This is a genomic window from Neomegalonema perideroedes DSM 15528, from assembly GCF_000374145.1.
Taxonomy (GTDB): Bacteria; Pseudomonadota; Alphaproteobacteria; order Rhodobacterales; family Rhodobacteraceae; genus Neomegalonema; species Neomegalonema perideroedes.
This window is the reverse complement of sequence record NZ_KB893654.1, coordinates 309024-330105: the sequence shown is the minus strand read 5'-3', so window position 1 is coordinate 330105 and position 21082 is coordinate 309024. Positions and strand designations below refer to the sequence as shown.

Here is a 21082-nt window from a genome sequence, read left to right as displayed (position 1 = left end):
CGATCCCCGGCCGGACGCGGACCCCGGTCCTGATAGGGCGGGCGGTCGCCATAGGGGCGATCCCCGGCCGGACGCGGCGGACGATCGCCGTAAGGGCGGTCGCCCTGCGGCGCGCGGGCGACGGGCGCCTCGACGCGCGGCGCGGGCTCGGCCTGAACGGGCGCGGGAGGAGGCGCGGGCGGCGGAGCGGCGGCGCGGGCGGCCTCTTCGGCGGCGCGGGCGGCCTCTTCGGCGGCCTTGCGCTGAGCCTCGGCGACGAGGCGCTCGGCGGCCTCCTCGGCGGCCTTGCGCTGAGCCTCGACGGCGGCGCGGGCGGCCTCCTCGACGGCGGCCTCCTCGGCCTTGCGCGCGGCGACGGCGGCCGCGGCGGCCTGCTCGCGCTGAAGCACGGCGGCGCGCTTGGCGGCCTCCAGAGCGCGGGCGCGGCGATCGGCCTCCTCGTCGGAGAGCGTCGGCTGCCCCGAACGGTTCGGCGCGCCGGAGCGGCCCTGAGGCGGGCGGCGCGGCGCGTCGCCCGGACGGCGCGCAGGCCCGCCCGACGCGGCCGGAGCCGCGCCGCCTGCGGCGGCCGGAGCGGCCCCCGTGCGGGGTTTGCGCTTGCCTACATGCTCAACCACCACGGATTTGCTGCGGCCATGCGAAAAGCTTTGCCGCACATGGCTCGGTTCGGAACCGCTGCGACGGGGAGTCGTCCCCGCGCCGCGCGTGGCGTCGTTCATGTCTTTGTCGTTCTCGTTCATCCATTGACCCCGGTCGGCCGCGCCCCATGACGCGCCGCATGCATCCACTAAACGTTCATCGGTTGCGCCCTTTACGTGTCGAAGCCCCCGCCGCCCTCTCGGGCGGGCTCAGGAGCCTCAGCGCGAAAGCCTTGGAGTCGAAGAGCCTCCCGGATCACGCGATCCGAGGTCCCTCCGTTCTCCAGCGCAGCATGTATCACAAACTCGCGCCCAAAGGCCAAACCCAATTCTTCGGAGGAGAGGACCGAGAGGATCGGCAGACCTGCGGCCAGAGGGCGCAGCTTGGCCTTGCCGCCCTCGGCGCCGTCGGAGGCGGCGAGCAGGGCGGCGAGATTCCCCCGGCGGGCGGCTTCGCGCGTTTTTTCGAAGCCGCAGACGGCGGCTCCGGATTTACGCGCGAATCCAAGAGCTTCGACGAGGCGCTTGACCAAAAGCGCCTCGACTTGGGCGGGCAGGTCGGGCGAAGCCTTCACCGGCGCGCGGGCCGCGCGCGAGAAGAGGTTCTTCTTCACCGCCGTCTCCAGAGCGGCCCGCTCGGCGGAGACCCAGATTCCGCGTCCCGGCAGGCGCTCGGCCAAATCCGGGACGACCGCGCCCTCAGGCCCGACGACGAAGCGGATCAGCCCCGCCTTCGGCGCCGATTCGCCGTGAACGACGCATCGACGTTCGGAAGGCTCGTCCTCCGCGCGCCGCGAGGCGCCCCCTCTGCCCAAGGCTCAACGCTCCTCTCCGGCGGCCGCGCCTTCGGCGGCCTCCTCGGCCCCCGCCTCGGCTCCGGCTTCGGCCTCGGCGGCCTCCGCTTCGGCGGCGGCGGCCATGGCGGCGTGCATGGCCTCGATCTCCTCGGCGGAGATCATGCCCACGGCGGCGCGGGCCTGAATGATCAGGCTGCGGGCCTCCTCGGCGGAGAGGTCGAATTTCTCCAGCACGCCCTCGTCCTTCACGCGGCGCCCGTTATGGGTGGACCAGCCGCCGGCCAGCTCCCAATCGGCCATTTCGGCGAAGTCCTGCAAGGTTTTGACGCCCGATTCGGCCAGAGCCTCCAGCATGGGGGCGCTGAGGCCCTCGAACTCCATGAGATCCTCCTGCATGCCCAGATCGCGGGCGTGCTGGAGACGGGCCTCGTCCTCGGCGGCCAGATGGGCCAGAGCCTTGGCGCGCACGGCCTCGCCCGCCTCGAAGGGCAGGCCCTGAAGCTCCTGAAGCTCCTCGTCCTCGGCGTAAGCGAGTTCGTCGACGCTCTCGAAGCCCTCGGTGGCGAGGAGCTGGGCGGTCATCTCCTCCAGCCCGAGCGCGTTCATGAAGAGCGCGGCCCGCTCGGCGAAGATCTTCTGACGGCGCTCGGATTCGGCGGCCTCGGTGGTGATGTCGATGTCCCAGCCGGTGAGCTGCGAGGCCAAACGCACGTTCTGTCCGCGCCGTCCGATGGCGAGGCTCTGCTGATCGTCGGGGACCACCACCTCGATGCGCTCGGCGTCCTCGTCGAGCAGCACCTTGGCGACTTCGGCGGGCTGGAGCGCGTTGACGATGAAGGTCACCGGATCCTCGGACCACGGAATGATGTCGATCTTCTCGCCGCCCAGCTCCTGAACCACCGCCTGAACGCGCGAGCCCCTCATGCCGACGCAGGCGCCCACGGGATCGATGGAGTCGTCGTGGCTGATCACGCCGATCTTGGCGCGGCTGCCCGGATCGCGGGCCACGGCCCGGATCTCGATGACGCCGTCGTAGATCTCCGGCACTTCCTGCGCGAAGAGCTTCGCCATGAATTGCGGATGGGTGCGCGAGAGGAAGATCTGCGGGCCGCGGGCCTCGCGGCGCACGTCCATGACGTAGCAGCGCACCCGGTCGCCGATGCGGTAGGCGTCGGAGCGGATGAGCTGGTCGCGGCGGATCACGCCTTCGGCGCGGCCCAGATCCACGATGACGTTGCTGTATTCGACGCGCTTCACCGTGCCGTTGACGATGCTGTCGATGCGGTCGCGATATTCCTCGAACTGCTGGTCGCGCTCGGCCTCGCGGACCTTCTGCACGATCACCTGCTTAGCGGTCTGGGCGGCGATGCGCCCGAAGCTGCCGCTGAAGTCGAGGGGCGGCAGGGGATCGACGATCTCGTCGCCCTCGACGGCGCCCGGCTTGAGCTTCTGAGCGTCCTGAACGAGGATCTCGACGAAGTGGTTCTCCACCTCCGGCGTGACGCGCCGGATGCGCGCGAGGGACATCTCGCCGCTGCGGGGATCGATCTTGCAGCGGATCTCATATTCGGCGCCGTAGCGGGAGCGCGCGGCCTTCTGGATCGCGTCCTCCATCGCCTCGATGACGATCAGGCGGTCGATGCCCTTCTCACGCGCGACGGCGTCGGCGATCTGGAGCAGTTCAAGACGATTGGCGCTGACCATTCATGCGTCTCCTCGAGCGCGATCCGGAAACCGGGTCCGGATTCATTGCGCGATCTATTGGGTTGAACCAGAGCGGCGGCGCGGCTTTCAGCCGGGCTTCCGCCGCCCGGGGGATTTGGCGGGTTTGCGCGCCCCTTTCCGCGGCGGGGGGGCCTCCGCGACCGCTTCGGCCCCGGCCTCGTCTGCGGCCTCGCCTTCGGGGGCGGGCGGAAGGCGGCTCTGGCTGAGGGCGACGAGTTCGTCCGTCATCACCAGCCGCGCGTCGGCCATATCCGCCAGAGCCAGAGCCACGCGCTCCACGGTTCCCTTGGAATCGACGGCTTCGATCTCCACGGCCTCGCCCGCATGGATCACCCCGACGATCAGGCCCCGGAAGCGCTTGCGGCCCTCCAGATGGGCGCCCATCTCGAATTTGCCCTCATGCCCGACGTAATCGGCGAAATCCTTGACGCGGGTCAGCGGGCGGTCGATGCCCGGCGAGGAGACTTCGAGCGCATATTCGCGCTCGATGGGATCCTCGACGTCGAGCAGCGCCGAAAGCGCCTCGCTGATCTGCGCGCAGCCTTCGACGTCCATGGTCCCGTCGGGCTTTTCGGCCATGACCTGAAGCGTCAGGGGGCTGCGCGGGCTTTTGCCGCCCATCAGCCGCACCCGCACCAGATCATAGCCCAGACCGGCGACGGTCGGCGCGATCAGCGCGAGAATCCGCGCGTCGGCGGAGGTCCGCGCGGCGAGCTGGGCCAGCAGTTCGGAATCTTCGGACATCAGGCGTCTCCCGGCGTTTCGGAGGCCGCGCGGCCCTCCGGGGGAGGGAGGCGCGACGAAAAAAGCGGACCTTGCGGCCCGCCCGAAAAATCGGAACGTCCCGGCTCCAGTCTTCCGACCGGACCAGCGGACGCCGCTATGTCGAGGCCATACTTAGCGCGCGGAAGCCTCCGGCGCAAGAGGGACGCCCAAAAGGAGCTTTCAGGGCCTTCAAAGCGGGAAAAAGCCCCGCTCCGCGGGAAAAGCGGAGCGGGGCCGGCGGAGAGCCGTTCAGAGCGGGGCGTTGCTCATGCGGGTCCGGCGCTCCGCCGAGCGCCGCGCGTCCCTCTCCGCCTCTGGGCTTCCTCCGGCAAGGGGTTTTGGGGGCCGGAGGAAGACGGAGGACGGATCGCGCGGCGTTTGCTGCGCAGGGCCGGAGCCTTAGCGGCGCGGGCCGTGAGCGTGGCGGGAGCCGTGGCCGCCGCGCCAGGAGTTGCGCCAGTCGCGCTTGGGCGAGACCCAGGTGGTCGGCTTATAGGTCGGGGTCGTGTAGACGGGGGTCGAATAGACCGGCGCGCTGTAGACGGGCGCCTTATAGACCGTCACCGGCTGATAGGTGGTGACCGGCTTGTAGGTGGTCACCGCCTGATAGGTCGTCACCGGCTGATAGGTGGTGACGGTGGAGCCGTAGCCCGAAGCATAGCTCGAACCATAATTGTAGGTCACGCCCGGCTGGGCGTAGCCCCCGGCGGCGGCGGGCGCGGCGGCGGCGAAGAGCGTGGCGGCCCCGAGGGCGAGGGCGGCGAGGGTCTTGTTCATGGTCGTCTCCTGTCTGAACGTCATCGCTTCTGCGAGGCCGATCCCGCTCCCTGTTCCGGGAGGGGCTCCAGTCCCGCCCTCCGTGGAGATGGAGAGGTTCAGGACCGGAGCGCGTCGGCGCTTCGAGAGCTAATCAAACCCTGAACGGCGTCCGCGAAATGGCCTCTCAAAGGTCCTTTCGGGTCCGGAATGGGGCGAAACGTCCTAAAAAGGCGCAGAAGCCCCATTGGTTAACTAGACCCATCCGGCGACGCATTCAGGAAGGTGACTGAAAATTCACCAAAAACAGGCCGCTATCCGGAAGGCGAGATTGGAGTCCTTACGGATGAGGTTACGCCTTTGGGTCAGGCGAATAAGGCGGGCCGCCTCATTTCGCGGGAGGCCCCCGGATGAAAAACTTCAGGAGAAACGTCGGCGCCGGATCAGGTTTGCGCAGGGGTTTTTCTGCGAATCCTCCGGCGGGCGCTCCACGCCTTTCAGATAGGATGATTCCCAATATCTTGAAAAACAGAGATTTTCTTCGATTTCAGGCGTTCAGCGCGGCGATTCGGGCGCCTCCGCGATTCCTGAGCCGATCCGAGAATCGATTCGCAGGCCGCGCCGCCGCGCCTCTCCGACCGGCGCGCCATCAAGGCCCTCTGAGGATTTTTTGAGGGCGCCTTAAAGGACGCCGAAATCTCCGAGCCGCGCGAGCAGGTCGTCCGGCAGAGCCTCGGCTTCCGTGGAATCCCCGCCGCCGAGATCGGAGGGCGCGTCCTTCGCCTCCAGATAGCGCCAGCCCTGAAAAGGGCGGCGCGGCGCCGGACGCGTGCGCCAAGCCTCGCGGGACAGGAGGATCGCGCAGCGCTCGATTCCATCCTCGCCCCGCAGAGGCTCCAGCCCGACGATTCTCTGCCGACAGAGGATTCGCCCGGAAATCACCCAGTAAAGCGAGCCTCCGGCGAGGATTTCCCCAGACCGGCGAGGGGTTTGGCGGGTGACGTGGCGGAATCTCCAAGGCGGCGCGCGCCCCGAAACGGAGGAATCCGCCGCTTCGGCTTCGGAAAGCTCGGAGAAAAATTCTTCGATCGTGTCCACGCCGACACAAAGCTTGACCAAATGCAGCATGAGGAGCGTATGGAAATCCTTTTTTAGCTCTTTCGTCAATGGCGCATAACGCGACAGATGAATTTCTGCTATAAGGGCGGCGCGCAGCTTTCACGCTCCTGACTGCGCCAAAACGGGATCAGGCGGCAAGCCTGAAGCATGAAAGCAGGAGCCGCGGAGACTTTCGAATGGAATCCCTTCTTCCCATCATCATTTCGCTGATCTCCGGCGCCGCCGGCGGCAACATCGCCGGCGCCCTGCTGCCCAAATTCAGCCTGGGCACGGCGCTGAACTCGCTGACCGGCATCCTCGGCGGCGGCCTCGGCTCGACGATCATCGGCAGCGTCCTCGGCGGCGGCGCCGCGGCGGCGACCGCTCCGGCGGCGGGCCTCGACATCGGCTCGATCCTCGGCCAGGTGGCCGGCGGCGGCGTCGGCGGCGGCGCTCTGATGGTCATCGTCGGCCTGATCCGCTCGCTGCTCGGCGGCCGTCGCTGAGGCGGGCGCTGAACGGGCGCTGAACGGGCTCCGACGCGAGCGCCGAACAGGCTCGGAACAGGCGCCGGGCGGGATTTCTTTCCGCATACAGAAAACCGCGACCTGAGGTTTTCGGCGTGTTAGGATCGATCCGGAGGCGGGCGAAGAGCCCTCTCCGGATTGATTCGCGTTTGCGAGGAACGCCATGAGGGGACGCCTATGAATCGCTCCGGCGGCGGCGACCGCTCTTCTTCCGCCCGGCCCTTTCCCGAGGCTTGGCCCTCTCCTGCGCAGGAGGCCCGCGGCGCGGCGCTCCCTCCGGACGCCCAGACGCCCGATCCCGCCGAAAGCGAAGCCCGGGACCGCGCGCGCGAAGCCATGGCCGCGCGGCTGGCCGCCCCCGAGCCCGGCGCCCGGCGCGCTTATTGGCGTCTCGCCTTCGGAGAGGCTCTGACGCAGGGCGCGCTGACGCTCTCCGCCTCGCTGGAGAAAGCCCTGCTCGCCGAAGCGGCCCCCGCCCCCGCGGCCGTCGAATCCTATATCGCCAATCCGCCGCAGGAGGGCCCGCGGGCGCTCTGGTCGCTGCTGGCCGATCTGTCGATCATCGCCGCCTCCGACGCTTCGGCGGTCTGCGACCTCTCCGGCCTCGGCGGACATGAGGCCGTGCGGCGTTTTCTGGATCTGCACGCCGCCGCCCAAGCGGGCGCCTCGGGCGATTCGCCGCCGCCTCTGCTGCTGGCGCTGGACGCCGGGCATCCCGAATCCCCCGCCTTCTACGCCGGACGCGGCGCAGGCCCTCGGCGCGCGGCGCTGCTCCCCGACGCGCTGATGAGGGCCGCCGCGGCCGGAAGCGACTGGCGATTCGCCGGCTCGCCGATGCAGGGGCCGCGTCAGGCCGCCGCGATGAAGGCTCAGGCTCTGCTCTTCGCGGCGGCGCAGGGCGCGGCGACGCAGGGATTGGCCGTCTATTTCTCCGATCGTCTGGCCGAGGCCGATCCGCTCGGCGGACGCCTGCCCCTCGCGCCGGACGCTCAGGGCTTCGCCGCGCCGCCGAATTCCGGCGCGCCCATGGGGCTGCTCGACGCGCGCAAGCTGCTCGTCCGCAGGCCCGGCGGCCCCGATCTCGACGAAGCGGCGCTCGGGCCTCTGGTCGGGGCGGCGCTGCGGATGCTCGACGACGCCCATGACGCGCTGGATCCGCCGCTGGAGGCTCAGGCCGCCGAGGCCGCCGCCCGGCGGCGCGTGGCGCTGCGGCTGGGGCATGTGGCCGAGGCTCTGGCGGTCTGCGGGCTGCATCCGGGCGAAGCCGACTGGCGCGCGCGGGCCGAGCGCTGGTTCGCCGCCTTTCAGACCCTCGCCCAGCGGGAGGCGGCGGCTCTGGCGGCCGAGAAAGGCGCCTATCCCGCCTTCGAGCCGGAGACCCGCCTCAGAACGCCCGCCGCCATGGCGCTCGACGCCGAGGCCCGCGCCGTCATGGCCGAAGGGCTGCGCTGCGCCTTCGTCACCGCATGGAGCGCCGAAACCGAAGATCCCGCCTATCTCGGCGAGGATGAGGACCGCATCGCGCTGGCGGCTCTGGCGCGGCGGCGGCTGGACGCGGCGGGGCCCGCGCGGCTGATCCGCCCCGCCTCGCCCGAGGCCGCCATGGAGAAGCTCCATATGGTCTGGGAGGGCGGCGCCAACGGCGCGATCTTCATGGACGCTCCGCCCGAGGGGCCGCCGAGGCCGCGCGCACGGCCGCGTCTGGCGGAGGCTCCGGAGCCCGCGCCCCGGCCTTCCGCGAACGGCGCGGCGCTGAATCCTCCGGCGGGCGGAGGGCGGCCCTGGCGGCTCTCCGGCGCGACCTACGCCGTGGAGGGCCCTGAAGGGCGGCGCTGGCTCTTCACCCTGAACGAAGCCGACGGACGCCCCGTCGAGGCGCTGCTTCAGGTCCGCGGCGAAATCGGCGCGGCCGAGGTCTGGCCCGAGGCCGCGGCGCGGCTGATCTCGGCGGCTCTGACGGCGGGCGTCAAACCGGAGATTCTGGCGGCGGCTCTGGAGGGGCTTGAGGATCCGGCGGGTCCGAGCCTCGTGGAGGGGCGTTTCGCGCCCTCGGTTCCGGCGGCTCTGGCGGCGGCCCTGCGGCGGCACGGCGAGGGCTGAGACGAAAAAGGGCGCCTCGCGGCGCCCTTCAAGGCTTCACAGGATGTAGCGCCCGAGATCCACGTTCTTCACCAGATCCCCCAGCCGCTCCGCCACATAGGCGCGGTTGAGCGCGACGGTCTCGCCGTCGCGGTCGCTGGCGGCGAAGGAGATCTCGTCCAGCACCCGTTCGAGCACCGTATGCAGACGCCGCGCGCCGATGTTCTCCAGCCGGGCGTTGGCCTCGGCGGCGGCTTCGGCGAGGGCCTCCACGCCGTCGGGCGTCACCTCCAGCTTCACGCCCTCGGTGGCGAGCAGCGCCTCGGCCTGTTTGAGCAGCGAGGCGTGGGGCTCGGTGAGGATGCGGCGGAAATCGGCCTCGGTCAGAGGCTTCAGCTCCACCCGGATCGGCAGGCGGCCTTGAAGCTCCGGCAGGAGATCCGAGGGCTTGGCCACATGAAAGGCCCCCGAAGCGATGAAGAGGATGTGGTCCGTCTTGACCGCTCCGTATTTCGTCGAGACGCTGGTGCCTTCGATGAGCGGCAGCAGGTCGCGCTGAACCCCCGAGCGGCTGACGTCGGCGCCGCCGCGTCCGCTTTCGGCGCGGTCGGCGATCTTGTCGATCTCGTCGAGGAAGACCACGCCGTTCTCCTCGACGGCCTTGACGGCCTCGCGGGTGACGGTCTCCTGATCGATGAGCTTATCCGCCTCCTCGGCCACGAGGGCCGCATGAGATTCCGCGACCGTCATCCGGCGCTTCTTGGTGCGCCCGAAGGCGCCTTTGCCGAAGATGTCCGAGAGGTTGAACATTCCCGCGCCGCCGCCGGGCTGGCCGGGGATCTCCATCATCTGGAAGGGATTGGTCGAATCCGCCAGATCGATCTCGATCTCCTTCGCATCGAGCTCGCCCGCATGGAGCTTGCGGCGGAAAGCCTCGCGGGTGGAGGGGCTCGCGCCCTCGCCCACCAGAGCCGAAAGGACGCGCTCCTCGGCGGCCCCCTCGGCGCGGGCCTTCATCTCCTCGCGCTTGCGGGCGCGCACGAGGACGATGGCGCTCTCCACCAGATCGCGGATGATCGCCTCCACGTCGCGGCCCACATAGCCGACTTCAGTGAATTTCGTCGCCTCGACCTTCAGGAAAGGCGCGTCGGCGAGCTTGGCCAGACGCCGCGCGATCTCGGTCTTGCCGACGCCGGTCGGGCCGATCATGAGGATGTTTTTCGGCATGGCCTCGTCACGGAGTTCGTCAGGCAGGCGCTGGCGCCGCCAGCGATTGCGCAAGGCGACGGCCACGGCGCGTTTGGCGGCCTCCTGCCCGACGATATGGCGGTCGAGCTCGGAAACGATCTCGCGGGGCGTGAGATTGGTGGTCATGGGGCCTCGGAGGCGGAGATCAGGGTTTCGACCGTCAGGCGGCCGTTGGTGTAGACGCAGATTTCGGCGGCGATGGCCATGGCGCGCCGCGCGATCTCCTCCGCGCTGCGCTCCGAATCCATCAGCGCCCGCGCCGCCGCCAGAGCGAAATTCCCGCCCGAGCCTATGGCGGTCGCGCCGCCTTCGGGGGCCAGCACGTCGCCTTGCCCCGTGAGCAGCAGCGTCTCGTTTTCATCGGCCACGATGAGCATGGCTTCGAGCCGCCGCAGATAACGGTCGGTGCGCCAGTCCTTGGCGAGCTCCACCGCCGCGCGGCGGAGCTGGCCGGGCGATTGCTCCAGCTTGGCCTCCAGCCGCTCCAGCAGCGTGAAGGCGTCGGCGGTGGCGCCCGCGAAGCCCGCGAGCGCCGCATGGCCGCCGACCTCCAGCCGGCGCACCTTGCGGGCGTCGCCCTTCACGATGGTGGGGCCGAGGCTGACTTGCCCGTCTCCGGCCAAACAAATCACGCCGCCCTTGCGGACGGCGAGGATGGTCGTGCCGTGCATCGACGGCGAGGATTCCGAATTGCGCATGGGGCGTCATTTCGGCGAGCCGGGCCGAAAGGTCAAGAGCCGCCTTGCGCCCGGCGGGAGACTCTCGCCTCAGCAGGCGCGCCCGGCCCGGATTTCATCCGCCTGAGCCTTGCCGCGACAGAGATTCTCGCAAGGGACGCCGTCTCCGTCGCGGTCGGCGCGGGCGTAGCCGCCGCACCAGAGTTCGACCGCTTCGGCGCAGCTTTTCGCCGCCTTGCAGCTTTGCGCCTGAGCGCCGCCCGCCGCGATCAGCGACGTCGCCGCCAAAAGCAAAAGAATCCTCACGCCGCAACCCTCGCTGAATCGAGATTCGTCCTGCGCCCATTGATTGAGCTTCCGCGCGCCGCGTCAAGACCCCCCAAAAGCCCGACGCGAGACTTGACGCAGGCCGGAGGACGCGGCCTCATGCCTCCGCCCCGCCTTCAGAGAGGAAGCCGCCCGATGTCCTCCGCCCGTTTCGCTGTCGCCTGTTTCGCCGCCCTGCTCGCCTGCGGGCCGGCCGCGCCGCCCGCCCTCGCCCAGACGCCTGAATTCGACTTCGCGCCTCTCCTCGCCCTGCTCGAACCGGAGCGGCAGGAATGCCTTGAGAATGAAGGCGAACTCCTCGCGCCGGACTGGGCCTTCATCCGCCATACGGATTTCAACGGCGACGGGATCCTCGACGCGCTTTTCGACGGCGAATATCTGGAATGCGCGCCCATGGCCGCCTTCCACAAAGGCACGGGCGGATCGCCGCGCATCCTCTTCGTCTCGACGGGAGATCCGGAGGCGCCCTGGTCGCGGCATGATTTCCAAGCCCATGGCCACGCCATCGTCTCAGCGCCGGGCGGAGGCGCGATTCCGGTGCTGCTGCTCAGCCTGCACGGCTCTTACTGCGACAGCTACGGCGCGGCGGCCTGCGTCGGGGCCTATGTCTGGAGCGAGCGCTACGACGAAGCCAAGGGGCGGCTTGAGCATGGCTTCCTCTCGGTCGTCCCCTTTCAGGAGGAGGATTAAGCCGCCTCGGGCGCCCAAGAAGTCATGCGCCGCGCCGCCCAGCCCACCAGCGCATGAAAGGCCAGACCGAACACCGCGAGCGTCAGCAAGGCGGCGAACATCAGGTCTATCTTGAGGCGGGCGTTGGCGTAGAGCATGAGATAGCCCAAGCCCTGCGAGGCCCCCGCCCATTCGCCCACCGCCGCCGCGATGGGGGCGTAGGCCGCCGCCACCTTCAGCCCCGAGCCCAGCGAAGGCAGAGCCGCCGGAATCCGCAGCCGCCACAGCTCGCGACGCGGCGAAGCCCCCATGACCCGCGCCAGATCCAGCAAGCCCGGATCGGTGCGGCGCAGGCCGTCGTAGAAATTCGAGGCCACGACGAAATAAATCCCGAGCGCCGCCACCACGATCTTGGATTCCGGCCCAAAGCCCAGCCAAAGCACGATCAAAGGCGCGAGGGCGAAGGTCGGCACGGATTGGCTCAGCACCAGAAAAGGCCCGAGCCAGCGCCGCGCGAGGCTGGAGATGGTCAGCAGAAGCCCCGCCGCGATCCCCGCCGAAGCGCCCAAAGCGAAGCCCGCCAGACTCTCCCAAGCGGTGATTTTGGCGTTGCGCCAGAGCGTCGCGTGGTCGTTCCAAAAGACCTGCGCCACCCGCCAAGGCGAAGGCAGCATATAAGGCGGCAGCTCCGCCATGCGCACCAGAAGCGCCCAGAGCGCGATCAGCCCCGCCGCGCTGATCAGAACGTCCAGAACCCGCCTCACGACGCGCGCTCCCTAAGGCTTTCCTCAAGGGGCGGCTTGCGCAATTCGGCCAAAAGCGCCGCCTGAGCCGCCAAGGCGTCGGGCGAGGCCGGATCGCGCAAAGGCGGCGTCGCAAAGCGATGAGGCTCGGCCAGACGCGCCCCCGCCGGATCGGGAACCAGCACATAGGCCCGGCTCGCCAGACGCGCCGCCTCGCCGGGATCATGGGTCGCCAGAACCACGGTGCGCCCTTGCAGAAGCCCAAAGGCCAATTCCTGCATCCGGGCGCGGGTGCCCGCGTCCAGAGCCGAAAAGGCTTCGTCCATCAGCGCCACGGGCCGATTCTCCATGAGCGTGCGCGCGAGGGCGGCCCTCTGGCGCATGCCGCCCGACAGCGCGGCGGGCCGGGCCTGAGCCCAATCCTTCAACCCGACCTCGGCCAGCAGGGCGTCCACCCGCACCCAATCCGGCTTTTCGCCCCGCAGACGCGCCCCGAAGGCGACGTTCTCGCGCACCGAAAGCCAAGGCGCGAGCAAATCGCTCTGGGCCATCCAAGCCGCCCGCCCCGCGAGCGGCTGCCGATCCGAAACCAGAATCTCGCCCCGAAAGACGCCCGCGGTCTCCAGCCCTCCGAGCAGCCGCAGCAGCGTGGATTTCCCCACGCCCGAAGCGCCCAGAAGGCAGGTCCAGACCCCCGGCTCGGCCTTGAACTCCAGACCCCGGAACAAGGGCCGGCCCTGAGGCAGAATCAACTCGCCCCGAAGCCTCAGGCCCGGCCCGCGCTTGTCCAAACCCACCTTCGCCTTGGGCTCAATCCGCATTGAGGTCCACGGCGAGGGCGGAGACCGGAGGAACCTTTTCAATGGTCCCGTGAGCTTCGAGCCAAGCGCCGAAAGCCTTATAGCGCGCATGATCGAGGGCGGAGGGAATCAGCGAATGACGGCCCCGCGTCGCCTCCCAAGAGGCTTTATTCGCGGCGTCGTCGAGATCGGAATCATAGCCCGCGAAAGCCTCCCAAGAGTCCTCAGGATGGTTGAGGATATAGAGCGCCCCCAAGCCCACCGCCTTGAGGAAGCGGCGATATTTATCCTGATCCTCTTCGCTGGCGCGCTCGAGATTGGCCACGAAGATCAGATCGTCGTCGGGCGGAACGCCGCGATCCTCCGGGAAGAAGCAGCGCCCCTCCACGCCCGCCGCCGCCATCTCGTGCGGCTCGACGTTGCGATAGGCGCCGGTCACCGCGTCGGCCTGCCCGGAGAGCAGCGCCTGAGTCAGCGCCCAGTTGACGTTGACCATGGTCACGTCCTCCAGAGTCAGATCCACGCTGGCGAGCAGAATCGAGACGCTGACCTCGTCCACGCCCGGCGTGGAATAGCCGATGGTCTTGCCCTTGAGGTCTTCGAGGCTTTGAATCGGGCCGTCGGCGCGCACGAGCAGGCAGCTCAGAGGCGAATTGATCAGGCTGCCTATGCGCTTGAGCGGCAGACCTTCCTGATGCTCCAGATAAAGCTGGCTCTGATAATCCAGCGCGATGTCGGCGCGGCCCGCCGCCACCAATTTCGGCGGCTGGGAGGGATCGGAAGGCGCGACGATCTCCACCTCAAGGTCTTCGGCGGCGAAGAAGCCCTTCTGCTGCGCCACGACGATCGGCCCGTGATTCGGATTCACATACCAGTCGAGCAGCAGAGTCAGCTTATCCGCCGCAGAGGCGGGCGCGGCCGCTAGAAAGGCGGCGAAGGCGAGGAGATAAGGGGATTTCACGAAAAGCCTCCAAATTTCGGGAGGCGAAGGCGGCGCGCGCCTGCGACGAAGCCTGAGCCCGCGGCGGCGCGACGCTCATTCCCTCCGCCGGCATGATCCGGATCAGGTTCGATGGGTCGGCGCGGCGGCCTCTCAGTCCCTTGCGGGACGCCCCAATGAGCAAGGCTTCAAGCTCTGGACGCGGCGGAGAAGATTGTCAAGCAGGGAGCGGAAGGCGCTGCGGCCCCTCGTGAAAGCGGCCCCGGCCATCCGCATCGTGATTTCATCGACGCCGGTCGGGAAGAACAGCCGAGGATCGCGGACAAGTCCTCCATTCGTCCGGCGATCGTCCATGTCTTGAGCCTCCCATATCCTGAGCCTCCATGACAAAACGCCCCCCTCCGAGGAGATGGGGCGTTCGTCGCATTGATCAGGAGGCGATTCGGCGGAGCTTAATGCAGCCGCTGCGCGACTTCCTTAAGGCCCTCGTCGAGGGCGGCCTCGCCGGCGGAGCCTTCAAGGCGGGCGCCGAGCACGCGGCTCGCGGCGGAGACGGCGGCGTCGGCCGCGGCGTCATGCACTTTGCGCTTGGCGGCGGCCTCGGCCTGAGCGATGCGCTCTTCGGCGCTCTTCAGACGGCGGGCCATGGCGCGCTCGATCTCCGCCTCGGCGTCGGAGAGGGCCTTTTTGGCCTCCTCCTCGGCGCGGGCGACGATGCCCTGAGCTTCGGCCTCGGCGCTGGCGCGCTTGGCTTCGAAGCTGGCGAGCAGCTCCTGAGCCTCGGCGCGGGCGGCTTTGGCCTCGTCGAGCTGCGCCTGAATCTCGGCGGCGCGGCTGTCGAGAGAAGCCCCGATCTTCTTAAAGGCGCCCACATACCAGAGGATGGCCATGAAGATGATGAAGCTGAGCAGAACCCATTCGTAATCGCGCATGGCCTCAGCTCCTCTTCAGACCGGCGAGCCCGTCCTCGACCGCGCGCGAGACTTCCGCGGCGTCGGCCTGACCGGGCAGGAAACGCTCCAGAATGGCGGCGGCCGCCTCGGAGGCCACCGAACGCACGTCGGTTTCGGCGGAGGCGCGGATCTCGGCGATGCGCGCTTCGCCCGCGGCGGTCTTCTGGGCGATGGAGGCGTCGGCCTCGGCGAGGCGCGCGGCCAGCGCGGCGTCGCTTTTGGCCTTGGCCTCGGCCAAGGTGGCCTGAGCCCGGGCCCGGGCCTCGGCGAGGGATTTTTGATAATCGGCTTCGGCCTGCTCGGCTTCGCGGCGCGCGGCCGCGGCGGCCTCAAGGCTGCCTCCGATGGCTTCATGGCGCGCGGCCAGCGCGGCCTCCATCTGCGGGATCGCCCGACGGCTCAGATACCGATAGAGGACGAAGAGCGCCACCGCGGCCCAGAAGATCTGGGCGGGATAGGTGGAGAAATCGAGTTGCGGCATGCCGGCCGACTGTTCGGCCGCCGCATGGGCTGGGGTCGCCATAACGCCTCCGGCTGCGGGGGGTCGGGATCGGATCAGGCGGGACGCGGATCAAGCCGCGCCCCGCCGAAGGTCGTCCGAAAATCAGGCGACGAAGACCAGGATCAGCGCGACCAGGAAGCCGAAGAGGCCGAGGGCCTCGGCGAAGGCCATGCCGATGAAGAAGTTGCCCTGCTGCTCTTTGGCGGCGGCGGGGTTGCGCAGCGCGCCGTTGAGGAAGTTGCCGGCCACATGGCCGATGCCGATGCCGGCTCCAGCCATGGCGAGGCAGGCGAGGCCCGCGCCGATGTATTTTCCGAGGGCGGCGGCGGCTTCGATTTCCATGATGAGCTCCTGTTGACCGCTATGAACGTTGAAGTCGCGCCTTAGTGCATATGCAGCGCGTCGTTGAGATAGATCGCCGTGAGGATGGCGAAGACGTAGGCCTGAATGGCGCAGACGAGGAATTCGAGCGCCGTCACGCCGAGCATGCCGAGCATCGGCAGGACGCCGGCCACGCCCATGGCCGCCGCGAAGCCCGCGAAGACCTTGAGCATCGCGTGCCCCGCCACCATGTTCGCCGCAAGACGGACCGAATGGCTGAGGGGGCGCACGAAATAGGAGATGACTTCGATCACGGCGAGGATGGGCTTGAGCCAGCCCGGGGCGTCTTTCGGCACGAAGAACGAGAAGAAATGCGTCCCGTGCTTCTTAAAGCCGATGGCCGTGACCGTGACGAAGACCGCGAGCGCCAGAGCGCCCGTCACCGCGAGATGGCTCGTGACGGTGAAGCTGTAGGGCAGCATCCCGAGCATGTTCGCGAAGAAGACGAACAGAAAGATCGTGAAGATGTAGGGGAAGTATTTCAGGCCCTCGTCGCCGGCCGCGTCGCGGACCATGTTGCGCACGAAGCCGTAGAAGCCTTCCGCCACCGACTGCACCCGGTCGGGCACCAGAGCCCCGCCGCGCATCGCGAAGGAGAAGAGCAGAATGGTCGCGCCCACCGCGTAGAACGACCAAAGCGCCGAATTGGTGAAGGAGAGATTCAGGCCCCCGAGATGAATCGGCACGATCTCTTTGATCGCGAATTGATACATCGGGTCGATATGCATTCCGCCGCCGCTCGCGTCCGCCAAAGCTCGCCCTCTCTCGCTTGGCGCGCGCGGCGCCGGGTCTGATCCGTATCAGCTTCGCCGTGCGGAGTTATCCGCTTCCCTCGCGCTGCGCAACATCGTCTTGACGCCCGCCGCGAAGCCCAGCCCGCCGAATATCGCCGTGATGAGGGGGAAGGTTCCGAAAGCCGAGTCCAGAGCCCAGCCGATCAGCCCGCCGAGCGCGCAGCCGATCATCAGCTCGAGCACCATGCGCCAAGCCAAGGAGGCGCCGGCGAATTTGCCGCCCCTCCACGCCGGAGCAGGTCTTTCAGGCGTCAACTTCTCCCTTGCGCGCGCTATGCGCGCTTCAAGAGCTTTGAGCGCCTCCGGATCCGCTTCGCGTTCGGGCCTGACCGCCTCTTCGCCCTTCATTTCGGAGCCATCCTCCAAAACAGGGCGCCGATTTCAGCCGCGGCCCGCTTTTCTCCCCTCAATCCGCCCCGGAGCTTTCGTAAAGTTTCCGCGACGAAGCGCGCGCACCATACAAAGGGGTCTATGGGGCGTCAAGGCGCGGGCCTTCGTCAAAAAGGCCCGCCCCTGCGACCAATGGTCATTTCAGCAGAGGATCGATCGCCGCCGAAAGCTCCGCCAGAGAATGCCCGCCCTTATAGGCCTTGCCGTTGATGATGAAGCTCGGGGTGGAGTTCACGCCATATTGGCTTTCGCCCTGCCGCGCCGTTTCGAGAATCCATTGACCGAGTTCGGCGTTTTCAAAGCAGGCGTCCAGCTTCTCGCCCGAGACGCCGCCCAGCTGCGCGATGCGCTTGACCTCGCGGACGATGCTCTGGCCGTCGCGCTGGAAGGCCCAGGAATCCTGCTGGCGCATGAGCAGGTCGATGAAGGCGTGGTATTTCTGCGGCGAACCGTCGCAACGGGCCGCGATGGCGCCGATCATCGCCGGGTCGTTCAGCGGAAAATCGCGGTGGATGAACCGCACGAGGCCCGTCTCGACGTATTTCGCCTTGAAGGCGGCGGCGGTCTGGGTCTGGAAGACCGCGCAATGCGGGCAGCTCAGCGAGGCGTATTCGATCACCGTGACCTTGGCCTCCGGCGAGCCCAGAGGCGCGTCGGCCATGAGCGGGCCGGAGACCGCCGGAGCCGGAGAGGCCGCCGAAGCCTCCTCTGAAGCCGCCGGAGCCGCTTCGGCCTCCTCCGGGGCCGCCGGAGCTTCGGCGACGGGCGCGGCGGCCGGCGCCGGGGTCGCGGCCTCGGTCGTCGCAGTCGCCGGCTCGGGCGTCGCCTCGGCCTGAGCCGGAGCGGGGGCCGCAGGAGCCGCGGCCGAAGTCGTGGCCGAAGCGGCTGGCGTCGAGGAGGCGGCGGGCGTCGAGCCGGAGCCGGAGCCGGAGGAGGATCCCGATCCGACCTGATCGCAGGCGGCCAGAGACAAGGCGAAGACCGCGGCGGCGGTCAGACGAAGCGTGGAATGGCTGGAGATCATGGAACCTTCCGGGATGTGCTGGGGGAATTGGAGAAGGAGACGCGGTTGCGCGCCAGACGCTCCAGCGCCGCGCGCAGCCCCGGATCGTCTATGGCGTCGAGCGCCGCCAGAGGCTCGGCCAAGGGCGGCGGAGATTCAGGCGGAGGCGCGGACGCCGGAGGCCGGGCCGAAGGCGCGAGGGTCTGATCCACCTTCAGCCGATCCACGACCCGACGGCCGTAGAAGACGTTGACGCGCTCGACGATCTGCGGCGCGGCGTGGGTCAGCTCCATGGCGGCGCCGCTGCGCGCGCCGATCACGAGCAGGCCGCCCTCCTGAGATCCGCGCGGGCCCTGACGCAGAATCTTGATCGGGCGGCAGAGACGCGCCAGCCGAACCCCGACGATGGTCGTCCAGTCGGCGGCGATGCGGGCCTCGGCGAAGCCGCGCTTCTCGAAGACCGGGCGCATGAGCGGCGCGGCGCAATCGCCGAGGCTGGCGAATCTTTTGAGCCGCTTGCCGCCTCCTGAAAAACCTCCGGAGGCCCCGGCCGCGCCTCCGCGCGCCTTGGCGCGGGGCTTCTGCGCGGATTTCGGCGCTTCGGGCTCAGGCTCCGAAGGCGGCGCGTCTTTCGGCGGTTCGGCCATCGGCGCGAGGCTCCTGCGGCTGTTCGGGCGCGCTCCGAACCGACGGAGGCGCGCGGAGGAATGTCGAAGCGCCCGATCTCGCGCCCCAAGCTTGCGGCTTCGGACGGAGAGCGCCATCTTAGCCCCTTCAATAGGTGTTTTCTCAGCGATTGGGAATCAAGCCGACGTGAGCGCCGCCGCCCCTCTCCCGAATCCCCGAACCGCCCGCGCCCTCTCCGCCGGGCTTCTGGCCTGGTACGACCGCCATGGCAGGCGTCTGCCTTGGCGTCTGCGCCCCGAAGACCGCGCGGCGGGCGGGCGGCCCGATCCTTACGCCGTCTGGCTCTCGGAGGCCATGGCGCAACAGACCACCCTCGCCGCCGTGAAGCCCTATCACGCGGCCTTTCTGGCGCGCTGGCCGAAGGTGGAGGATCTCGCCGCCGCCCCGCGCGAGGAGGTTTTGGCCGCCTGGGCGGGGCTCGGCTATTACGCCCGGGCGCGCAACCTCCATGCGGCGGCGCAGAAGCTCGCGGCGGAGGGCTTTCCGCGCTCGGAAGCCGCATGGCGCGAGATTCCCGGCGTCGGGCCTTATACGGCGGCGGCTCTGGCGGCGATTCTCGACGACGAGCCCGCCGTGGTGGTCGACGGCAACGTCGAGCGGGTCATGGCGCGGCTCTTCGCCATGGAGGAGCCTTTGCCGAAGGGCAAGCCCGCCCTGCGCGCCCTCGCCGCCGCCCTGACGCCGCAGGAGCGCCCCGGAGACTACGCTCAGGCCGTGATGGATCTCGGCGCGACGATCTGCCGTCCGCGCGATCCCGATTGCGCGCCCTGCCCTTGGCGCGAGCCCTGCGCAGGCCGCAAGCGGGGAATCGCCGCGCAATTGCCGCGCAAGACGCCCAAAGCGCCGCGTCCCGAGCGGCGGGGCGCGGTCTTCGCGGCCCTGCGGCCCGACGGGGCGATTCTGCTGACCCGCCGCCCGGAGAAGGGCCTTCTCGGGGGGATGCTGGAGATTCCCGGCACCGACTGGACCCCCCTCCCGCCCGAGGCGGAGGCCCGCCGCGCCGCCGCGCCTCTGGCTTTGGCTTGGCGGCGGATCGGAGAGATTAGACAGATCTTCACCCATTTCTCTCTAATTCTCGACGTCTACGCGGCCGAAGCGGCTGATCCGCGCGCCCTCCCCCAACGCGGAATCTGGACGCCCATGGCCGAGGCGCAGGCCGCCCTTCCGGGAGTCATGCGCAAAGCCCTGACCCTCGTCCGCGAAGCCCGCGAGCCGCCGCCGCTCTGGAAGGCCGCCGCCTCGCCGCAGGAGACCGCCTGATGTCCCCCCGCTCCTTTCTCCGCTCCGCTTCGCTGCTCGCTCTTCCGATTTTGGGCGGCCTGCTGCTCTCGGCCTGCGGCGCTCAGGAGGGCGGCCTCTTCGGAGGCGCCGCGACGCCCCCTTACGCCGTGACGGCGCAGTCTCCGGCGGTCTTCAACGCGACGCGCCCCGACGTGATTCCTCTGGCCGCCTCGGCGCCCGCCTCCTCCTTCGCCGCCGGGAGCCCCCGCCGCGCCAACGCCGAGATGGCCCGCGACTTCGTGGATTTGACCTTCCGCAACGAATCCGGAGAAAGCCGCGCCGTCTTCGCCCGCTGGGAGGGCCCGGCGCGGGTGCGGCTCGCGGCGGATTTCGCCGCCGAAGCGCCTTTCCTCGATTCCCTCCTCGCCGAGCTTTCGGCGACGACCGGGCTGGAGATCCGCCGGGCGGCGGCTCTGGAGCCCGCCGAAATCCGGATTCGCTCGGTGCGGCCTTCGCGCTTCGCGGCGGCGGCGCCGGGGGTGCTCTGCGGCTCGCAGCATACGGGCGACTGGCGGAGCCTCAGCGCCTTCCGGGGCGGAATCGTGGACATCCCCGCCGATTCCTCCTCGGCCCGGCGCCGGATCTGCCTGATCGAGGAGATCGCGCAGCTGCTCGGGCCGGTGAACGATCTGGAGCGCGCGCCGGACAGCGTCTTCAACGACGACGGCGCCCACGCCGCCCTCACGCCCTTCGACCGCCTGATTCTGCGGGTCGCCTACGCCCCCGAGCTTCAGCCCGGCATGAGCCCCGCGGCCGCCCGCGCCGGAGCCATCGCGGCCATGGCGCGGCTGAACCCGGCGGGAATCCACGGCGGCGCGCCCTCGGCGCCGGAATCTCAGGCGTGGAGTTCGGCCTATCGGGCGGTTCTGGCCGCCTATGGCCGCGACGCCTCGGGATTCGCCGCCGCCATGGCGCGGCTGGAGGCCGCCGCCGCCGCTCTGCCCCACGGCGACCACCGGCGCGTCAAGACTCTGACCACCCGCGCCGCCGCCGCCCTCGCGCAGGGGGAGGCCGCCGCCGCCGCGCGTCTGGCGGCGGAGGCCCGCGGGCTCGCCCGCGCCGCCGGAGATTCCGTCCGCGAGGCCGAGGCCCTCGGCCTGATGGCGCGGGCGGCTCAGGCGACGGGGAATCCGGCTTCGGCGCTGGCTCTGGCCGCCGAGGCCCGCGCCGCCGCCCTCCGGCTTCAGCGCTGGGATCTTGAGGAATCCCTCGCCGGACTGGCCGCCCCCTCCTCGCCGCCCGCCGCCTCCCCCGCGGTGCGCGCGGCCGGGCTGCGCTAAGCTCGCCTTGAGACGCCGCGTC

The 21082-nt window shown here is 69.5% G+C and carries 24 protein-coding genes and 1 riboswitch; of the genes, 5 read left to right on the top strand and 19 right to left on the bottom strand.

Annotated features, from left to right (window positions below; genetic code table 11):
- The 6 genes from B161_RS19835 to B161_RS0108640 form a co-directional block, all read right to left on the bottom strand.
- The coding region (locus B161_RS19835; RefSeq protein ID WP_040789526.1) for a translation initiation factor IF-2 associated domain-containing protein at nt 1-740 on the bottom strand (740 nt) is incomplete at its 3' end.
- 71 nt (nt 741-811) lie between these two features.
- Nucleotides 812-1453 (bottom strand): RNA-binding protein, encoded by a 642-nt coding sequence (locus tag B161_RS0108665; RefSeq protein ID WP_018632987.1) that lies wholly within the window; start codon nt 1451-1453, stop codon nt 812-814.
- Between the two features lie 3 nt (nt 1454-1456).
- Nucleotides 1457-3139, bottom strand: a complete 1683-nt coding sequence (gene nusA / locus B161_RS0108660) for a transcription termination factor NusA (RefSeq protein WP_018632985.1) — start codon at nt 3137-3139, stop codon at nt 1457-1459.
- An 87-nt stretch (nt 3140-3226) separates the two neighbouring features.
- Complete coding sequence (gene rimP / locus B161_RS17475) at nt 3227-3904, bottom strand: ribosome maturation factor RimP (protein ID WP_018632982.1); 678 nt, start codon at nt 3902-3904, stop codon at nt 3227-3229.
- A gap of 420 nt (nt 3905-4324) precedes the next feature.
- Entirely contained in the window at nt 4325-4702 is a 378-nt protein-coding gene (locus B161_RS17470; protein ID WP_018632979.1) for a hypothetical protein, read from the bottom strand.
- A gap of 660 nt (nt 4703-5362) precedes the next feature.
- The gene (locus tag B161_RS0108640) at nt 5363-5809 is read right to left on the bottom strand and encodes a DUF1489 family protein (RefSeq protein ID WP_018632976.1); all 447 of its coding nucleotides are present in this window, start codon (nt 5807-5809) and stop codon (nt 5363-5365) included.
- Between the two features lie 167 nt (nt 5810-5976).
- Here B161_RS0108640 and B161_RS0108635 point away from each other — a divergent pair, with 167 nt between their 5' ends.
- Together B161_RS0108635 and B161_RS0108630 are read left to right on the top strand one after the other, a co-directional pair.
- A complete protein-coding gene (locus B161_RS0108635; RefSeq protein ID WP_018632974.1) occupies nt 5977-6285 on the top strand; it encodes a hypothetical protein in 309 nt (102 codons plus the stop codon).
- 198 nt (nt 6286-6483) lie between these two features.
- Nucleotides 6484-8406 (top strand): TSCPD domain-containing protein, encoded by a 1923-nt coding sequence (locus B161_RS0108630; protein ID WP_018632973.1) that lies wholly within the window; start codon nt 6484-6486, stop codon nt 8404-8406.
- A gap of 36 nt (nt 8407-8442) precedes the next feature.
- On the opposite strand, the gene hslU is transcribed toward B161_RS0108630, so the two are convergent.
- The 3 genes from hslU to B161_RS0108615 form a co-directional block, all read right to left on the bottom strand.
- On the bottom strand, nt 8443-9759 hold the full coding sequence (gene hslU / locus B161_RS0108625; RefSeq protein ID WP_018632972.1) for an ATP-dependent protease ATPase subunit HslU: 1317 nt from the start codon (nt 9757-9759) through the stop codon (nt 8443-8445).
- The gene (gene hslV / locus B161_RS0108620) at nt 9756-10331 is read right to left on the bottom strand and encodes an ATP-dependent protease subunit HslV (protein WP_018632971.1); all 576 of its coding nucleotides are present in this window, start codon (nt 10329-10331) and stop codon (nt 9756-9758) included. Before hslV ends, hslU begins: the two co-directional genes overlap by 4 nt.
- A 69-nt stretch (nt 10332-10400) precedes the next feature.
- Nucleotides 10401-10616, bottom strand: a complete 216-nt coding sequence (locus tag B161_RS0108615; RefSeq protein WP_157755588.1) for an excalibur calcium-binding domain-containing protein — start codon at nt 10614-10616, stop codon at nt 10401-10403.
- 156 nt (nt 10617-10772) lie between these two features.
- Here B161_RS0108615 and B161_RS0108610 point away from each other — a divergent pair, with 156 nt between their 5' ends.
- The gene (locus B161_RS0108610) at nt 10773-11327 is read left to right on the top strand and encodes a hypothetical protein (RefSeq protein ID WP_018632968.1); all 555 of its coding nucleotides are present in this window, start codon (nt 10773-10775) and stop codon (nt 11325-11327) included.
- Here B161_RS0108610 and B161_RS0108605 read toward each other — a convergent pair.
- From B161_RS0108605 to B161_RS19600, 10 genes are all read right to left on the bottom strand, one after another.
- A complete protein-coding gene (locus B161_RS0108605) occupies nt 11324-12070 on the bottom strand; it encodes an ABC transporter permease (RefSeq protein ID WP_018632966.1) in 747 nt (248 codons plus the stop codon). The genes B161_RS0108610 and B161_RS0108605 overlap by 4 nt on opposite strands.
- Nucleotides 12067-12870 carry an ABC transporter ATP-binding protein gene (locus B161_RS0108600; RefSeq protein WP_018632965.1) on the bottom strand — a complete coding sequence of 268 codons (804 nt, stop codon included), beginning with the start codon at nt 12868-12870 and terminating at the stop codon, nt 12067-12069. The genes B161_RS0108605 and B161_RS0108600 overlap by 4 nt, the downstream gene beginning before the upstream one ends.
- The gene (locus B161_RS0108595) at nt 12860-13810 is read right to left on the bottom strand and encodes an ABC transporter substrate-binding protein (protein WP_018632964.1); all 951 of its coding nucleotides are present in this window, start codon (nt 13808-13810) and stop codon (nt 12860-12862) included. The genes B161_RS0108600 and B161_RS0108595 overlap by 11 nt, the downstream gene beginning before the upstream one ends.
- Before the next feature lie 62 nt (nt 13811-13872).
- Nucleotides 13873-13975: riboswitch (TPP riboswitch) on the bottom strand.
- 266 nt (nt 13976-14241) lie between these two features.
- A complete protein-coding gene (locus B161_RS0108585) occupies nt 14242-14721 on the bottom strand; it encodes a F0F1 ATP synthase subunit B family protein (RefSeq protein WP_018632962.1) in 480 nt (159 codons plus the stop codon).
- Nucleotides 14722-14725: 4 nt separating this feature from the next.
- Nucleotides 14726-15265, bottom strand: a complete 540-nt coding sequence (locus tag B161_RS0108580; RefSeq protein WP_018632961.1) for a F0F1 ATP synthase subunit B family protein — start codon at nt 15263-15265, stop codon at nt 14726-14728.
- Between the two features lie 81 nt (nt 15266-15346).
- A complete protein-coding gene (locus tag B161_RS0108575; RefSeq protein WP_018632960.1) occupies nt 15347-15586 on the bottom strand; it encodes a F0F1 ATP synthase subunit C in 240 nt (79 codons plus the stop codon).
- A gap of 41 nt (nt 15587-15627) precedes the next feature.
- Nucleotides 15628-16353: a F0F1 ATP synthase subunit A gene (locus tag B161_RS0108570; protein ID WP_026310304.1), complete on the bottom strand. Its 726-nt coding sequence runs from the start codon at nt 16351-16353 to the stop codon at nt 15628-15630.
- A 72-nt stretch (nt 16354-16425) separates the two neighbouring features.
- Complete coding sequence (locus B161_RS0108565; protein WP_018632958.1) at nt 16426-16767, bottom strand: AtpZ/AtpI family protein; 342 nt, start codon at nt 16765-16767, stop codon at nt 16426-16428.
- Between the two features lie 178 nt (nt 16768-16945).
- On the bottom strand, nt 16946-17833 hold the full coding sequence (locus B161_RS18815) for a DsbA family protein (RefSeq protein WP_018632957.1): 888 nt from the start codon (nt 17831-17833) through the stop codon (nt 16946-16948).
- A complete protein-coding gene (locus B161_RS19600) occupies nt 17830-18459 on the bottom strand; it encodes a DUF721 domain-containing protein (RefSeq protein WP_018632956.1) in 630 nt (209 codons plus the stop codon). Before B161_RS19600 ends, B161_RS18815 begins: the two co-directional genes overlap by 4 nt.
- Nucleotides 18460-18625: 166 nt before the next feature.
- On the opposite strand from B161_RS19600, the gene B161_RS0108550 reads away from it, so the two are divergent.
- Both B161_RS0108550 and B161_RS20190 read left to right on the top strand, forming a co-directional pair.
- Complete coding sequence (locus B161_RS0108550) at nt 18626-19759, top strand: A/G-specific adenine glycosylase (protein WP_018632955.1); 1134 nt, start codon at nt 18626-18628, stop codon at nt 19757-19759.
- On the top strand, nt 19759-21060 hold the full coding sequence (locus B161_RS20190; RefSeq protein ID WP_018632954.1) for a DUF2927 domain-containing protein: 1302 nt from the start codon (nt 19759-19761) through the stop codon (nt 21058-21060). Before B161_RS0108550 ends, B161_RS20190 begins: the two co-directional genes overlap by 1 nt.
- Nucleotides 21061-21082 lie beyond the last annotated feature (22 nt).

Coding starts and splice junctions, on each gene's coding strand:
- B161_RS0108640 (WP_018632976.1), bottom strand. CDS start 5,809: ATGCTGCATTTGGTCAAGCTTTGTGTCGGCGTGGACACGATCGAAGAA.
- B161_RS0108575 (WP_018632960.1), bottom strand. CDS start 15,586: ATGGAAATCGAAGCCGCCGCCGCCCTCGGAAAATACATCGGCGCGGGC.
- B161_RS17470 (WP_018632979.1), bottom strand. CDS start 4,702: ATGAACAAGACCCTCGCCGCCCTCGCCCTCGGGGCCGCCACGCTCTTC.
- B161_RS0108610 (WP_018632968.1), top strand. CDS start 10,773: ATGTCCTCCGCCCGTTTCGCTGTCGCCTGTTTCGCCGCCCTGCTCGCC.
- B161_RS0108630 (WP_018632973.1), top strand. CDS start 6,484: ATGAATCGCTCCGGCGGCGGCGACCGCTCTTCTTCCGCCCGGCCCTTT.
- nusA (WP_018632985.1), bottom strand. CDS start 3,139: ATGGTCAGCGCCAATCGTCTTGAACTGCTCCAGATCGCCGACGCCGTC.
- hslV (WP_018632971.1), bottom strand. CDS start 10,331: ATGCGCAATTCGGAATCCTCGCCGTCGATGCACGGCACGACCATCCTC.
- B161_RS0108585 (WP_018632962.1), bottom strand. CDS start 14,721: ATGCGCGATTACGAATGGGTTCTGCTCAGCTTCATCATCTTCATGGCC.
- B161_RS0108565 (WP_018632958.1), bottom strand. CDS start 16,767: ATGAAGGGCGAAGAGGCGGTCAGGCCCGAACGCGAAGCGGATCCGGAG.
- B161_RS20190 (WP_018632954.1), top strand. CDS start 19,759: ATGTCCCCCCGCTCCTTTCTCCGCTCCGCTTCGCTGCTCGCTCTTCCG.
- hslU (WP_018632972.1), bottom strand. CDS start 9,759: ATGACCACCAATCTCACGCCCCGCGAGATCGTTTCCGAGCTCGACCGC.
- B161_RS0108635 (WP_018632974.1), top strand. CDS start 5,977: ATGGAATCCCTTCTTCCCATCATCATTTCGCTGATCTCCGGCGCCGCC.
- B161_RS0108600 (WP_018632965.1), bottom strand. CDS start 12,870: ATGCGGATTGAGCCCAAGGCGAAGGTGGGTTTGGACAAGCGCGGGCCG.
- B161_RS19600 (WP_018632956.1), bottom strand. CDS start 18,459: ATGGCCGAACCGCCGAAAGACGCGCCGCCTTCGGAGCCTGAGCCCGAA.
- rimP (WP_018632982.1), bottom strand. CDS start 3,904: ATGTCCGAAGATTCCGAACTGCTGGCCCAGCTCGCCGCGCGGACCTCC.
- B161_RS0108570 (WP_026310304.1), bottom strand. CDS start 16,353: ATGCATATCGACCCGATGTATCAATTCGCGATCAAAGAGATCGTGCCG.
- B161_RS18815 (WP_018632957.1), bottom strand. CDS start 17,833: ATGATCTCCAGCCATTCCACGCTTCGTCTGACCGCCGCCGCGGTCTTC.
- B161_RS0108580 (WP_018632961.1), bottom strand. CDS start 15,265: ATGGCGACCCCAGCCCATGCGGCGGCCGAACAGTCGGCCGGCATGCCG.